General features: G+C 35.2%; 10 protein-coding genes. 2 read left to right on the forward strand and 8 right to left on the reverse strand.

Features of this window, described 5'->3' with window-relative positions; translation table 11 throughout:
* Positions 1-52 precede the first annotated feature (52 nt).
* From BN2144_RS03545 to BN2144_RS03580, 8 genes are all read right to left on the reverse strand, one after another.
* Positions 53-1,792, reverse strand: a complete 1,740-nt coding sequence (locus BN2144_RS03545) for a phospho-sugar mutase (protein WP_033826955.1) — start codon at positions 1,790-1,792, stop codon at positions 53-55.
* Between the two features lie 112 nt (positions 1,793-1,904).
* Positions 1,905-2,495: a hypothetical protein gene (locus BN2144_RS03550; RefSeq protein WP_033826956.1), complete on the reverse strand. Its 591-nt coding sequence runs from the start codon at positions 2,493-2,495 to the stop codon at positions 1,905-1,907.
* A 121-nt stretch (positions 2,496-2,616) separates the two neighbouring features.
* Positions 2,617-3,663 (reverse strand): substrate-binding domain-containing protein, encoded by a 1,047-nt coding sequence (locus BN2144_RS03555; protein WP_033826957.1) that lies wholly within the window; start codon positions 3,661-3,663, stop codon positions 2,617-2,619.
* An 89-nt stretch (positions 3,664-3,752) separates the two neighbouring features.
* Positions 3,753-4,937 carry a glycoside hydrolase family 130 protein gene (locus tag BN2144_RS03560; protein WP_033826958.1) on the reverse strand — a complete coding sequence of 395 codons (1,185 nt, stop codon included), beginning with the start codon at positions 4,935-4,937 and terminating at the stop codon, positions 3,753-3,755.
* Entirely contained in the window at positions 4,938-6,110 is a 1,173-nt protein-coding gene (locus BN2144_RS03565; protein WP_033826959.1) for an AGE family epimerase/isomerase, read from the reverse strand. It lies immediately after the preceding gene.
* A 93-nt stretch (positions 6,111-6,203) separates the two neighbouring features.
* Positions 6,204-7,139 (reverse strand): glycoside hydrolase family 113, encoded by a 936-nt coding sequence (locus BN2144_RS03570; protein ID WP_033826960.1) that lies wholly within the window; start codon positions 7,137-7,139, stop codon positions 6,204-6,206.
* A 44-nt stretch (positions 7,140-7,183) separates the two neighbouring features.
* Entirely contained in the window at positions 7,184-8,968 is a 1,785-nt protein-coding gene (locus BN2144_RS03575) for an ABC transporter ATP-binding protein (protein ID WP_033826961.1), read from the reverse strand.
* Between the two features lie 77 nt (positions 8,969-9,045).
* Entirely contained in the window at positions 9,046-9,678 is a 633-nt protein-coding gene (locus BN2144_RS03580) for an SGNH/GDSL hydrolase family protein (protein WP_322107702.1), read from the reverse strand.
* Positions 9,679-10,008: 330 nt separating this feature from the next.
* Here BN2144_RS03580 and BN2144_RS03585 point away from each other — a divergent pair, with 330 nt between their 5' ends.
* On the forward strand, positions 10,009-12,171 hold the full coding sequence (locus BN2144_RS03585) for an alpha-galactosidase (RefSeq protein ID WP_033826962.1): 2,163 nt from the start codon (positions 10,009-10,011) through the stop codon (positions 12,169-12,171).
* An 824-nt stretch (positions 12,172-12,995) separates the two neighbouring features.
* A partial coding sequence (locus BN2144_RS20015) for a glycosyl hydrolase (protein ID WP_050632194.1) occupies positions 12,996-16,806 on the forward strand: 3,811 nt, incomplete at its 3' end.

The raw sequence follows: 16,806 nt of genomic DNA on the forward strand, positions 1-16,806 counted from the left end.
TTTCTCGGCGAACTACGACTCTACTTTTGCCTAAAGGCTCAAGCCTCGAGTTTTATTTATTTAATATATTTTGAACAGACGCCATGACAGATGTTTGTAAACTTTCTAATAACTGTTCACTTTCTTGTAAAGAGCTTCCTTTTACAGCGAAATAAAATTTACATTTCGGTTCTGTACCGGATGGTCTTACGCAGAACCAAGATCCATCTTCAAGGAAGTATTTTAGTACATTTGATTTTGGTAAACTAATTGGGTTTAATTTACCAGTTGCTAATTCTTTACGGACACTTGCCTTATAATCCTCTACTGCATTCACTTTCACTCCAGCAACTTCTTTTGGCGGATTTGCACGGAACTCTTCTAAAATAGAAGCAATTTGCTCTGCGCCATCTTTTCCTTTTAATGTAAGCGACTCTAGTGATTCTCTAAAGTATCCGTATTTTTCATAGATTTCAATTAAGGCATCATATAAACCTTTTCCTTGTGCTTTATAGTAGGCTGCTACTTCTGCCGCAAACAAAGCAGCTTGTACCGCATCTTTATCACGGACAAAGTCACCAATTAAATAACCGTAACTTTCTTCGTAGCCAAATTGGAATGTATGTTTACCCGTTTTTTCGTATTCTTTAATTTTTTCACCGATGAATTTAAAGCCAGTTAGTACATCGTATGTTGGAAGTTTATAACTATCCGCAATGACGCGACCAATTTCTGATGTAACAATCGTTTTTAACACAGCCCCATTTTCAGGGAGTATACCTTTTTCAGCTTTCTGGGATAAAAGATAATGAAGCATAATTGCCCCCGTTTGGTTTCCAGTTAGCACTTGGTATTCTCCTTCTCCATTTTTCACCGCTACACCAAGGCGATCCGAGTCTGGATCTGTTCCTAGTAAAATATCGGCATCAATTTCTTTTCCATATTTCATCGCCAATTCAAAAGCTGCATGTTCTTCCGGATTTGGTGATTTCACTGTTGAGAAATTTGGATCAGGTAATTCTTGTTCTTTTACTACAGTTATATTTTCAAAACCAAATAAACGTAAACCCTCTTGAACGAGTTTATTTGACGTACCATGTAATGGAGTAAAGACAATTTTAAGATCAGATTTTACTTTTTCAATGATTTCTTTATTTAATCGAATGTTTAACACATTTTCTAAATATACTTGATCAATTTCTTCCCCGATATATTGGAGTAAATCTTGAGATAAAAGGTCCTCTTTATCAACGACTGGAATGGACAGTTCATCCTCTACACTATTTACAAAATTCGTTAGTGCATCAGCTTGTTTTGGTGGTAATTGACCGCCATCATTTCCATACACTTTATACCCATTATACTCAGGTGGGTTATGACTAGCCGTAATCATGACACCGGCATCTGCGCTTAAGTAGCGAACAGCAAATGATAATTCAGGAGTCGGACGTAATTCAGAAAATAAATAGGACTTAATTCCGTGTTTGCCAACCGTTTTTGCAACTTCTAAGGCAAATTCTGGAGACATATGGCGAGAATCATAACTAATAACAATGCTCTTTTTATCCGTTTCATTTGTACTTAATACGTAACGTGCCAGTCCTTCCGAAGCTTTTCGAACCATATAAACGTTCATCCGATTTGTACCAGGACCAATTTCACCACGCATGCCACCTGTACCAAATTCCAAGTTTTTATAAAAACATTCTTCTAATGCTTTTTCATCACCTTTTATGTTATGTAATTGTTCCTTTAATTGTGGGTCAAGCATATCATCATGCAACCATTTTTCAGCAACCTGTTTCCAACTCATTACATAATCCTCCATCAAATATATATTTAGAGACTCCTTTTTCATTATAGCAAAGTCAAAAGAGATTGGGTACGTAACTAAAACAGAATTGTTCATTATGTAACATAAATCGTTAGTTTCTTTTTGGTAATCTTTTACTTAATACATAATAAGCAAAACGATAGAGAATAGAAGGTGCGATGACAAAAAAGAGAAATAGATTATACCAAGCCACTGCAATCAAAAGTATCATCATTACGACAAGGGAAAGACTTATTCCGAAATTCCGGAATATAGCTACATAAGCAAGGATATACGCTTCTTTTCCTGCCTTATTTAATATTGATAGATGATATGATAAATAAACAATATATACATAGGCTGTACATAGCAAATAGATAAGTATAATGCTAAAAAGCAGTGTATATGGAGAATTCGTTTTAGCAAGGAGGAACAATAAACTAATAATCGAGATGGTTACAAAAGCAAGTATAAAAGAAGGGAGTCGTGTCTTATCAAACTTTTTAGCATTCCTTTTATACTCCTTTGAAATTTCAATATCTTTATTTTCAGTTCGAATCGTCTCAAATGTTTTAAATATTGCACAAGGAGCAGAGATGATACTATATATCATTAGTCCTTTTACTGTGTATAACCAAAAAAGGAAACTTAGGGAAATATATCGGTAGGTTTTATTTACAATATCGAAAACTTTTGATGCCAAGTTTCATTCCTCCAAGATTTTAAAAACAATTTAACGTAACAACTTTATTTGCTTAAGAGTAAGTGCTATTACAGAGTTGTATAATGAAAAGGGGAAAGCATATCCTTCCCCTCATTCTATCTTAAACAAGCAGTTCTTTAACTTCCTCTTTCTCATCCGTGGAAATATCTTTAACCGAATCTCTAACAATAATTTTACCAGGTACTTGTATTCGATTAACTGATTTCCGACTCTTTTTAATCCGATCAACTAAGATTTTCGTAGCTGTTCTTGCCATTGTATCCATGTCTACTTCTACGGTTGTTAATTTTGGATTCGATATTTGTGCGTATATATCATTGTCAAATCCGACAACAGAAAAATCTTCTGGAATATGGAAACCACTTTTTTGTAAAAAGTTGATAAGATGATAAGCGACTTGATCGTTATTACAAACAAACGCAGTCGGTAAATCTTTAGGTAGTTGGAAATCAATATACTTTCCATCTTCATTCCGGTCATTAACAAAATAATTAAAATCAAGTTCAATTCGATTTTCAAGTAAAGCTTTACAATATCCTAAGAAACGATCTTGAATACTGCTCGTTGAGTAAATATTACCAACAAAGGCAATTTTTTTATGACCATTATTAATTAAATAATTTGTTATTTCATAAGCACCATAGTAATTGTCCGTTATTATCGTATCAACTTCCATATGATTATCATAAAAATCAAGAAAGACAATAGGAATATCAATATTTTTTAACAAATCAATGTAATCTGATTTCAATTGGCCTAATATAATAATTCCGTCAACTCGATTTTCATTATAAATTCTTGGAAGAATTAAATTTTTTTCATCTTCATAGGATAAATTATGCAAAATCCCATAGTAATTAAAGGATTCTAGGCATTTAGAGATTTTACTGAAGAAATTTAAATAAAATGACTGCACATCATCACCGATAAAACGTTCCGAAACAATGACACCAATGTTATAGGAGAGACCTTCTTTCATCGATTTCGCCATCGTATTATATCGGTAACCCATTTCGTCAGCAACTCTTTTTATTTTCTCTTTTAATTCTTCACTGACCCCATCTTTATCATTCAAAGCCTTGGAAATCGTTACACTGCTAACACCTAGTTTTTCAGCAATATCCTTCATCGTCACTTTTGTATTCAAATATAACTCCCTCCTTCCTATCTGCTAACCTCTATGTCAATTTTAAAGTTAAACACGCATAACAACCAAATATTTTACTATACTATTTATTATTTGTCGCCTTCTTTATTTAATAATTTTAAATTTTTTCCAATCAATTCCAAGCGTTGATCTACACAGGCTAATGAGCGGAATGGATCTTCTGGTGTATGAAAAGTATAGTCAATTAACTTATCAATTGTTGTTGTTGCTACATGTAATCTTGTATCACTGGAAGCATAGTATATAAAAACTTGATTTTCTTCATTAACAATGACACCATTACTAAAAACAACATTGGAAACATCACCAACACGTTCATCATCATATGGAGCAATGAAATGACCACTTGGTTTTGCAATCACCTTTGTTGGATCTTCGAGACTTGTTGCAAATGTATAAAGCACATATCTTAAACCCGCTGCCGTATTTCTTACACCGTGTGCAATATGAATCCAACCTTTATCTGTCTTTATTGGGGCTGGGCCTTGGCCATTTTTCACTTCATAAATTGTATGGTATTTCTTTTCATCCATCAATGTTTCACTTTCAACAACTGGATTTTCCATCGAGTCGCAATAACCAAAGGCAATTCCTCCACCCGTTCCTGTAGAAATAAAACCATCTTGTGGGCGAGTATAAAGTAAATACTTGCCATTCACAAATTCAGGATGCAAAACAACATTCCGCTGTTGTGGAGATGGTGTTTTAATATTGGGTAGTCGCTCCCAATCTTTTAAATCTTTTGTGCGAACTAAGCCAGCTTGTGCAACTGCACTTGATGTATCAGATTCTGGTACTTCTGGGTCTTTCGATTCTGAACAGTAAATCCCATAAATCCAGCCATCTTCATGTTGAACGAGACGCATATCATACATATTCGTTTCTTCCTTATATATATCCTTCCAAGTTATCGGGTAAAGGAATCGAAAGTTATCAACGCCATTATCACTTTCTACAAGCGCAAAAAATGACTTACGATCCACCCCTTCTACTCGAGCACAAAGATAATACTTATGATTAAAATAAATTGCACCTGCATTAAAAGTCGCATTTACACCTAAACGTTCCATAAAAAATGGATTTGTTTCCTTATTTAAATCAAAACGCCAATGAAGTGGAATATGGTGGCGAGTTAACACTGGATATTGATAGCGATCATAAACACCATTGTAAAACTCTGTATCAATTTCGTTTTTTCTACGGAGTAATAGTTCTTGTTTTGCAAGTAGTTGATTATATTTTTCATGTATCATTTACTTTCCAACCCTTTCAATAAATTCTAGGCAGAACCTTGCATTATGATATGGACATTTCCAAGGACCAGCTATCTCCCTCTTTGTCGGCTGATCATCGGCTTCAACGGACCAATACCATTCTCCACCTTCACGTGAATCAATCATATATGTTTTTACATAATCCCAAATACGCTCAACAGCTTTAAGGAATTTTTCATCTTTTGTTTTTTCATATACATTGTAAAAACCGACCATTGCCTCAACTTGTACCCACCATACCCGGGTGTAATCAATTTTTCCATTTTCATTTTCATATGCTAAAGAGCCATCTTTCAATACACCATTTTTTTCAATATTATAGGCGATATCAATCACCATCTGCGTGTATTTACGATCGTTAATCCCCGTTACTTTCAATGCATCATCAATTAACCAACTTGCTTCGATATCATGTCCGTAAGATTTTAAATCAATGATTCTTTCCCAATGATTATTAAAAAACACCTGTAAAAATTTTGATTGTTTATCAAACACCTTTTCATAAAAAAGGTCGATTAAATTCGCGATTCTTCCTTTTAATTGCTCATCTTCCCAAACGCGGTAAAGGTTCGTATAGGCCTCAAGCACATGTAAATGAGTATTCATCGTAATATCCGCAATGACGCCGTTTTCACTTAACATTTCATTCGATTGCTCTTCCCATTTCCGATTAAATTCCTCTTTATATGCATTGGTTTCTTCATTAAAACCTACTGTTTCTATTAACTTATATAATTGCTTAGCATAATCCAATGCTTCTTGATTTTGGGTCACTCGATAGTACTCAGTTAATGCATATACACCAAAGGCTTGTGCATATACGTGTTTGCGATCATCAGACGGATTCCCTTTATAATCAACCATCCAGTAAAGTCCTTTATACTGATGGTCAAAAACATACTCTGTTAAAAATCGATAAGCATGGTTTGCTTGCTGTAAATACGCCTCTTTTTTTAACACTCGATAAGCTGCTGAAAAAGCCCATAATTGGCGACAAGTTGCAATACCACCTTTCCCAGCATCTTTATGGACATGTAAATCATAATCTACCAGTCCATAATACCCACCGTTTTCATCATCTTTTAATTTTGCCCAAAAGGGTAATATATGTGTTTCTAATTCATTTCGAAACTCATTTACGAATGTATTCATGAAGCTAACCTCCAGTATTACCTAATCGATAACCTTATAATCAATTCTACCATTACTAATAGGATTCATTCAACCATTATTGAAGAATATTAATTACAAGTTTTTAGACGTATAAAATTTATATATCACTCGCTCGGCAGGCTTTCCATAAACTGCATAACCGTTATCTTGTGATGCTTTACTTTCATCATATAAACGTGCACTCCAGTCCCACAGCCCAAAACCTCCTACCCAAGACCGTTGCTTTGTTTTTTCAAACATCACTTTATAAAAATCCGCCTGCTCTTCTACATTCAGTTCACCAACATGATGCCAATTATTCGGAATCATCGCGGATCCTGATCGACTCGGACATCCTGCTTCAGCAAAAAAGAAAGGCAATTGATACTTTTCAACAACTTTTTCGATCCGATCCAATTGCCTATCCCAATCATGAATTGGATAATAGCCACTTGATGAGATAACATCCACAGCATCCCACCATGTAATTTGATCTTCTTGATATTTATCTGTATTGTAGGAAATAAGTCCAGAATACACAGCTCTAACTTCCTCGATTAATTTCCGCCATCCTTTTTCCACTCGCTCCGATTGAACCATCTCACAACCTACGATTAACATGTCACATTTTTGTTCTTCAGCAATCCTTGCATAATGTAATTGGTAATCGGTATAACTTCTAAACCATTCAGTCCATGTTGGCTCCCCTGGTACATCGATATCAAAAAAGTTAATATGTGCTCGCCAACTACCATCTTTACAATTAACAGTCGGTTTAAGAATGACTTTCATCCCTAACTCTTTTGCATATTGAATCATCTCAACCAATTCATCATCATCTACCATATGGTCCCCTCGGTAGTTAACGAATGTTGAAAAAGGGGTATCTTGTATTGCAGCAAGCGCAAAGATTACATAATTGCTATTCGTTCTTTCTTTTAACAGTCGCAATGATTCCTTTGCTTCTTCTTTTAAAAAGTCACCCTTCTTACTTAACCAACCAAATGTAAAACCTTTAATAAAATCCATGATTCTACCTCCAATTTATTCGCATCATCTTACTTTCCATATTTTTAGGATGTTGATAATTTTTGAAGTTCATAAAACATGCCGCGATTATTTACTAGATTTTCATAACTACCAATTTCTGCAATCTTCCCTTTTTCCATAACAACAATTCGATCCGCATTCCGTATCGTTGAAAGTCGATGGGCAACAACAAGGGTCGTTCGCCCTCGCATTAGTTCATCAATGGCATCTTGAACAACACGTTCCGACTTGTTATCTAGCGCAGATGTTGCTTCATCTAAAATAATGATTTTCGGATCACGTATTAACGCTCGTGCAATCGCAATTCTTTGCTTTTGTCCTCCAGATAATTGACTACCATGTTCCCCAACCCTCGTTTCTAATCCATTGGGTAAATTGTCAATGACCTCTTTTAGATTCGCCATTTCAATTGCTCTCATTAACTCTTTTTCAGAGAATCTAGGTAACCCGTAAGTAATGTTGTCACGAATGGTTCCGGAAAACAAAATGTTATTCTGAAGTACAATTGCTAATGATTGTCGATATTCCTTTATATCAATTTCGTTAATCGGAATTCCGTCAACAAGAACTTTTCCTTCTTGTGTATGATAAAATCCGATCACTAAGCTTAATATCGTTGATTTACCAGATCCAGACTCACCAACAAAGGCTATTGTCTCCCCCGGATGAATGGTTAAATTAAGGTTACTGAGTGCATGTTTATCAGAATTTGGATATTTAAAAGAAACATGTTGAAAATCAATTTTCCCATTAAGCTTTTCAGGAAATTTTCTCCCCTTATCGTTTTCTGTATCATGGGAAAATAAAACTTCTGTAACGGAGTAAATAGATTCAAAACCCCTCATAATAATTGGATAGACATTTAAGATTCCTTGTACAGCACCGAGAATCATCGTAAAATAGCCTTGATACATGACAATATCTCCGACCGGCATCTTTCCGTTATACGCTAAATATGCAGTAAAAAATAGACAAAGCACTTGGAATACTTGGAAAACAACCCAGTTGGATGATTGGAAATATCCTTCCAAAACATCCAATCGATATCCCTTTTGTTTTATCGTTGTTAATCGTTCTTCCATTTTTTCTATTTCTAATTCCTCAACACCATGTGCCCTTGTAACCGGAATCATTTCCACCATTTCAGAAACACTTCCAGACATTTCTTCAATCTTCTTCCGGAATTGTCGATTAAAGTCCGTCATTTTGTTACGAAACACATAGACTAAACCGACGGATGTAGGAACCGTTAATAAAAAGAAGACCGCAACCGAAAAACTATTCATAACTGTTAAAACAATGGCGATTATTAAATTAATAACGGCTGGAACAAGACTAAGCATAATTTGCCTTGACAACATTTCAATGGCCTCAACATCTCGAACAACCTTTGACTGTATACGTCCAGTACCTAATTCTCCATAGAAACCGATTGACAATTGTTGTAATTTCCGTACTAATGTATTCCGTAACTCCGCTTCAACATGTCGCAATGCTTTACTGTAAAAATGAACATGAATTGTATTCATCGGAATATTTTGTAGAAGTACAATTAAAATAACGATGAAATTTACCCAAAAGTCTTTTATTGCATGTTCTCCTGGCTTTGAGGCAATATTAATTACATTTGCCGTTACAATCGGTAAAATCCATACCGGAGAACTTTTTATTATGTAAAATAAAATCGATAAACTTAATTTTCCCCAATGTCCAGAGTATAATTTCATTAAGATTTGATATGGACTTGCTTTTTTTATCTGTTCATCATTAAAAAGGGTTAAATAATCGTCGTTCCGTTGTTTTTTCATGTCGGTTACACCTCATTCTGCCTAGAAATTCAGATGTTTTTTACAAAATGTGTACTCTAGGCGACCCTCAACCCTCGCTATAAAAATTCTTGGATAAACGCATTCATCCATGTTTTTGCGATCAACATATCTCCGGTAGATGTCATATGAACACCATCGACTGTTAAAGTGGGGTGTTTTTCATTACTTATTACTTTTAAAAACTCACGATTTGTCGGAATAAGCGTTACACCGTACGTTCTTGCTAAATCCCGAACGATATTTACATAGGGTTTCAAAAGTTCATTACCTAAAGAGGTCATATCTTCTTGATAAATAGTCGGTTCGATCAAAATGATGTTTGCCTCTGTTCGCTCTTGCACCATTCTAATTAACTGATGATAGATCTCTTCAAATTTTTCAGGGTAAACTTGATCTAATTCTGGTTCATCCAATTGGCGCCAAACATCATTAATTCCTATAAATATAGAAACATAGTCAGGTTTAAGCGCTATAACATCTCTTTGAAACCGAGCAACTAGATCAATAATTCTATTTCCACCAACACCTCTATTGATAACTTCGATATTTTTATTTGGAAATTCCGTTAATAAGTAGTCCCGAATGAATCTTACATATCCATACCCAACGCCCTCAGGATCATCAAATCTTCCCTCTTCAGTAATGCTATCCCCAACGAAAACAAACCTGGCATTGTGTTTCATTTCCATTTTCTCACTCTCCTCACCATAACAATAAAAGGGAATTTAAAATCAACAATTGAATTGTAACCTAATCGATAACCTATTGCAATTGATATTATTAAATAAAATAATCTTTTTACTAAAAGACAATGAAATCGTTGGTATATATGGTTGGATTCTGAAGGACATTCATTTTACAGAATAGAGGACATTTTATCTTTACCTTAAAAAATGTTTGTTAGCGCTTCACTTTTACTATATAATAGTATAATATTTAGTAAACGATAACTTAAAAGTTATTGATTATTAACTGAAAATTTATATGAACATGAAGATGAACGAAAGGAAGGGAATATCTTGCCGATTTATTACGACGAAAAACACTCCTTATTCCACCTACAATCAAGTAATGTAAGCTATATTTTTCAAATTATTAATGGCTATCCTGTACATGCTTATTGGGGAGAAAAATTAAACCATGGTACTCACCTAATCATTTTATTGGAACAAGAAAAAGGAGATTTTCTAGACAAATTACCACAAGAATACCCACAGTATGGATCTGGGGACCATCGCCAACCTGCTTATCAAATACAGTTACAATCCGATGGGAGCCGTGTAAGCGAATTAGTTTATAAAAATCACAAAATTATAAAAGGAAAACCAGAACTCAATGGTTTACCTGCAGTCTACATTGAATCGGAAGACGAGGCTGAAACATTACAGCTCCATTTAATTGATTCATACTCTAAGCTAGAAGTTGTGTTAAATTATTCCGTCTTTAAGAATTTCAATGCCATCACCCGTTCTGTTCTCTTCATTAATAACGGAGGCGAAAAACTAAAGTTATTACGCACTTTAAGCTCATCCGTAGATTTTCGTGGTGATGACTTTGAAACTCTTTATCTTTCTGGAGCTTGGACACGCGAAGCACATATACAAAGAAGGCCGGTTAGTCCAGGTACAATATCAATCGAAAGTAGAAGGGGGGCGAGTAGTCACCAATTAAATCCTTTCTTTGCTCTTCTTCGTCCAAACACAGATGAGAAGCAAGGCGATATCTATGGATTCAGTTTTATATATAGCGGTAATTTCTTAGCATCCGCTGAAGTAGACCAATTTAATAATACGAGAGTGTCAATAGGGTTGAATCCATTTGATTTTACATGGAACTTATCCCCTGGGGAGGAATTCCAAACACCTGAGGCGGTTATGGTTTATTCATCAGAAGGAATCGGCGGCATGTCTCGCACCTATCACAAACTTTATCGAACTCGTTTAGCAAGAGGAATTTATCGCGATAAAGAACGACCGATTTTAGTTAATAACTGGGAAGCAACCTATTTTAATTTTACAGAAGATAAAATTGAAGAGATTGCTAAAGTTGGCGCAGAATTAGGAATCGAGTTGTTTGTTTTAGACGATGGATGGTTTGGAAAAAGAGACGATGATACAACTTCCTTGGGAGATTGGTTTGAAGACAAACGAAAACTACCAAACGGATTAGAAGGATTGTCAAAACGCGTTACTGAGTTAGGATTAAAATTCGGTCTATGGGTTGAACCAGAAATGATTTCACCTGATAGTGAATTATATAGAAAACATCCCGATTGGTGTTTGCACGTAAAAGGAAGACGAAGAACATTAGCAAGAACACAACTCATTCTTGATCTTACTAGAAAAGAAGTCAGAGACTATGTGGTGAACGTTTTAAGCGATATTTTTGCACGAGTTCCAATCGCATATATTAAATGGGATATGAACCGTTTTATGACAGAGATTGGTTCGATTGGTTGGTCCAATGAACACCAAATGGAAATTGCTCATCGCTATATACTCGGCCTTTATGAAATTTTGGAACATGTAACAACAAAATTTCCTCATATTTTATTTGAAAGTTGTTCAAGCGGTGGTGGCCGTTTTGATCCAGGCATGCTATATTACATGCCCCAAACTTGGACAAGCGATGACACAGATGCCATTGAGCGTCTAAAAATACAATATGGTACAAGCATTGTTTATCCGATCAGCTCCATTGGTGCACATGTTTCAGCCATTCCTAATCATCAAGTGGGACGAAATACCCCTATAACGACTAGAGGACACGTTGCAATGAGCGGTAACTTCGGATACGAATTAGACCTAACAAAGTTTACGAACGATGAAAAGAAAATCGTTAAGGATCAAGTAAAAATATATAAGGAAATCCGCTCTCTTGTCCAACAAGGGGATTTATATCGACTTTTAAGCCCGTTTGAAGGAAATGAAACGTCATGGATGTTTGTTTCAGAAGATAAAAAAGAAGCAATCGCGTTTTATTTCCGTGTACTAGCTGAACCGCATGCTCCATATAAGAGATTATTACTACAAGGCTTAAATCCAAATATAAAGTATCAAGTTGATGGATTTACCGACACATTTTACGGAGATTACTTAATGTTAGCAGGAATACCAATTTCACCAGAGAATCATGACTATTCAAGCCTGATGATACGCATTCAAGCGGTAGATAAAGAATAAAATTAAAGGCTTCTCTATGAACCTATAATCTTGAATTTTACGCGAAAACGGGATCATTGACCGGAAATCACGGGCTTTTTGCGAAAACTGGCTCATAGGACTTTTCTATGAGCCTTTTATCTTGATTATTACGCAAAAACGGATTATAGATCTTCTCTATGAGCCTAAAATTATGAGTTTTTCGCGAAAACGGGCTTATTGAACCTTTCTATGAACCCATAATCATGAGTTTTTCGCGAAAACAGTCTTATAGAACATTTCTATGATCCCAAAATCATAAAACTTTCGCAAAAACGGGCTCATAGAACCTATCTATGAACCCATAATCACGGAACCTTTGCAAAATCTGGCTCATAGAACTTCCCTTTGAGCCCATTATATTGAGTATTACGTGAATAACGGCTTAATAACCATAGACCTTCTTTTTTTAGTAACAATTCCTTAAAAGCACATGAGTGATACAAATGATTATCTACTGCAAAAGAGCATGTAAAAGGTTGGCTTCAGTATGATCCCATCACTCTCACCCCAACTTGAACCCATCCAATAACTTTACCGATAAACGAAAAATAACCCCCTTAAACTGCTGTACCAACCTAACCTAAATTAGAATATCATGTTCTTATTTGTTTGCCGCAAACTTTCCGTTACTTAACAATAAACTATTATTATAAAATTATTAACCATTTTATAAAGTTTCTATTTACTTAATAATATATTAATATTAATATAAAGGTATATGGGTTTACCACATTTTGATAGCGCTACCAAAATTATTAAATAGTAAACTCATAAAAATAATAGGAATTGATAAGGAGGTTCATATGAAAGCAAAAAAGTGGTTTTCAGTTCTTTTAGCCGTATTATTAGTAATCTCAACTGTTCCAAATGCATTTAAACCAAAAATTGTTCAAGCCGCAAGTAACACAAATTCTATTAATCTAGTTGACTCAAATGCATCAAAGAATACGAAACTTTTATTTAACTATTTAAAAAATGTTGGGCCTAAAAAAATTTTATTTGGACAACAACATGCTACGGATGAAGGTTTAACTTTAAAAGGATCCGGACAAAGAGCAGGATCTAAAGAATCGGAAATTAAAAATTCCGTTGGTGATTATCCAGCAATTTTTGGATGGGACACATTAAGTCTAGACGGTTATGAAAAACCTGGAGTTTCAGGTGACAGTGAAAAAAGTATTAAAAACTTAGCACAATCAATGAAAGCTGCACACGAATTAGGCGGGATTGTCACTTTAAGTATGCATCCATATAATTTTGTAACTGGTGGAAATTTTAATGATACGACAGGGAATGTAGTTGAACATATTTTACCTGGTGGAGAAAAAAATTCCGCTTTTAATAAATGGTTAGATAACATCGCTGCATTAGCTAAGGAATTATCAAAAGATGATATTCCACTCATTTTCCGACCTTTCCATGAGCAAACCGGAAACTGGTTCTGGTGGGGAGCAAATACGACAACTTCTGACCAATATAAAGCCATCTTCCGTTATACCGTAGAATATTTACGAGATGTAAAAGACGTACACAATATTCTATATGCTTACTCACCTGGTGCAGGGCCTGGGGGGGACAAGGAACGGTATTTAGAAACTTATCCTGGTGATGAATACGTTGATATTTTTGGTATCGATAAATATGATAACAAACAAAATGCCGGGTCTGAAAGTTTTTTTAACGATTTAATTAAAGACTTGGAAATGTTAGTTGATCTCGCGGATGAGAAAGGGAAAATCGCAGCACTAACAGAATTTGGATATAGCCCTGAAGGATTGAAAAAAACAGGAAATCATTTAACTTGGTTTACAGATTTACTGAATGCAATAAAGAAAAGTGAAAAAGCAAGTCGAATTTCTTATATGTTAACATGGGCAAACTTTGGTTGGCCAAACAATATATTTGTCCCATATAAAGATATAAATGGTGATTTAGGCGGTGACCATGAATTACTACCAGATTTCATCAACTTTTATAACGATCGTTCAACAGCATTTTCGTCGGAAATAAAGGAAAAGAGATATTCCGGAGAAGTACCAACAACTGTAGAAAAACAACCTTTCATGCATGTTGCTTCCCCTGCTTCAGGGACAACCATTCGTGAAAATACAGTTACCATTCGTGCTAGAGTTTTAAATGATGTACCGAAAAAAGTTACGTACGCTGAAAAAGGATCTACAACTGAGCATGAAATGAAGTATGATGAACAATCAAGATATTACAAAGCAGAATGGTCACCATCCGGCGATGTAAATGGCTCATCTACAGAACTAACAATTAAATCAGTCATGTCTGATGGAACGGTACAAGTTGAAACAGTAAAAGTTTTTGTCAAAGTTCCAGAAATTATTTTAAAAGAATATCGTTTTGATGACGATATTAACGATTTCAAGAATAATGGTGCCTGGCCTGATTCGATAAAGATCGATATTAGTCATGCGGTTATTCATGATAATGGAATGTTGAAAATCTCGAGTGAAAACTTACAATCAAACGAAGACTGGCAGGAGTTAAAATTAGAACTAACCGACACCTTGAACTTTTCACTTCATACGATTAATAGAGTAACCTTCGATGCATATGTTCCAACTTCATTAAACAGTGGAAACGCTTCATTACGTAGTGTTGTGATGTTCCCTGATGATTGGGAAACAAAGCATGGAATAGCAACAACCGAGAGAAAGCTATCAGACCTTGAGACAGAAACCTTTGATGGTGTGGAATACGCAAAATATCCAGTTTCCATTGATATTACTGGTGTCAAACACAATCCAAAGACACTTGCGATTTCTATCGTAGGTTCTGCCTTAGCCGGTAATGGAGATATTTATATTGATAATATTAAGCTAATCAATCTATTTAAAGAAGCATCTCTTGACCCAAGCGTAATTGACGATTTCGAGAATTATCTTGGAGATAATGACTTACTTAAGAAGAACTACACATCTAATGGTGATGGAGTCACTGTTTCTCTATCCACAGAAAATAAAAACGATGGAGAATATGGACTGAAATATGACTACAAGTTAGCTAGTCAAGGATACACAGGTGCGAACAAAACATTAGGTGGGGTAGATTGGTCTGAATATAATCAATTAAAATTTTGGATAAAACCCGATGGAAAATCCCAAAGATTAAATATTCAACTTACAATTGATGGCGTTGGTTATGAAGCATATCGTTATTACGATAATGAAGAACCGAGAATGGAAACCATTAATTTTGCCGAATTCAAACCAGCTTCATGGGCTGATCAAAGCTTAATTTTAACAAAGGAAAAACTTAAAAATGTAAGTACATTCTCAATTTATGTCGATGCAGTGGATAAAGCAAAACTAGAAAGTACACTTTACTTCGATGATATAAAAGTTTTTAAAGACAAAGAGGCGCCAGACATACCAGAAAATGGAGATGGCCAGGTACGTAAACCAGAAAAACCTGGTATTTTATATGATTTTGAGAACGATGTAGAAGACTTTGATGTGACACAAAATCATTCTGAAGCAACAAAGCCGAAAGTAACAGATGAATTTGCTACTAGTGGGAAACATTCATTGGTTACTGAATTCAATTTATCTAAAAGTGGTGGCTTCGAGCTAAGTAAAATAACTGATTTAAACCTAGCTAGTATTGATGCCATATCAGCAAATGTAAAACTTTCTAGTGGTTCTGCTGATGTAAAACTTTATATTAAAACTGGAAATGATTGGGCATGGGCAGATTCTGGAACCTATCATGTCGGAACCGATGGATTTACTAAAGTTACTTTCCCACTAAAAGGAATTAATCAAGCACAACTTGAACAAGTAAAAGCAATCGGACTACAAGTATTACCTAAAAATGGAGAAGGAAAAGCAAAATTATATTTAGATGAGGTTACTCTCGAAGGTAAAGCAATTGAGGAACCAACACGGAAACCATTATTATTCGACTTTGAAGATGGGACAAATAACTGGAAAATTGGCTATAGTGAAAACGAAACAACCGAGGTAACAACAACATCAGAAAATGCTATCAATGGTTCAAGTTTGACTACTACTTTTAATTTAAGTAAAGGCAAATTTAGTTTGCAAACATCAGAGATTAAAGACCTTACCGGAGAAAATGCCTTATATGCAAAAGTTAAGATTTCTAAAGGAAAAGCAAATGTGAAATTATACATGCAAACAGGTTCTGCTTGGAATTGGGTTGATAGCGGAGAAGTAAGTATTGAAGAAAACCAAGTAGTCACTTTGAAATTACCGCTCACTGATATAAAGGAACTCAAATCTATCCAAGCAATTGGTATTGAAATTCTTCCAATCGAAGGAGTAGGAAATGCTAATGTCTATGTAGATGACGTTTCCTTAATAGAGTTAAGTGATGAACCAGATACAGATAAACCGGATGGCGAGAATCCAGATGTAGACAAGCCTGACACGGATAAACCGGATGGCGAGAATCCAGATGTAGACAAGCCTGACACGGATAAACCGGATAGCGAAAAACCGGATACGGACAAGCCTGACACGGATAAACCGGATAATGAAAACCCGGATACGGACAAGCCTGACACGGATAAACCGGATAATGAAAACCCGGATACGGACAAGCCTGACACGGACAAACCGGATA

It is taken from the genome of Bacillus andreraoultii (assembly GCF_001244735.1).
Taxonomy (GTDB): Bacteria; Bacillota; Bacilli; order Bacillales; family Caldibacillaceae; genus Caldifermentibacillus; species Caldifermentibacillus andreraoultii.

Bases quoted from the DNA above. Each gene is read 5' to 3' on its own strand.
- BN2144_RS03545 (WP_033826955.1), bottom strand. From the start codon at position 1,792: ATGAGTTGGAAACAGGTTGCTGAAAAATGGTTGCATGATGATATGCTT.
- BN2144_RS03560 (WP_033826958.1), bottom strand. From the start codon at position 4,937: ATGATACATGAAAAATATAATCAACTACTTGCAAAACAAGAACTATTA.
- BN2144_RS03565 (WP_033826959.1), bottom strand. From the start codon at position 6,110: ATGAATACATTCGTAAATGAGTTTCGAAATGAATTAGAAACACATATA.
- BN2144_RS03570 (WP_033826960.1), bottom strand. From the start codon at position 7,139: ATGGATTTTATTAAAGGTTTTACATTTGGTTGGTTAAGTAAGAAGGGT.
- BN2144_RS03575 (WP_033826961.1), bottom strand. From the start codon at position 8,968: ATGAAAAAACAACGGAACGACGATTATTTAACCCTTTTTAATGATGAA.
- BN2144_RS03580 (WP_322107702.1), bottom strand. From the start codon at position 9,678: ATGGAAATGAAACACAATGCCAGGTTTGTTTTCGTTGGGGATAGCATT.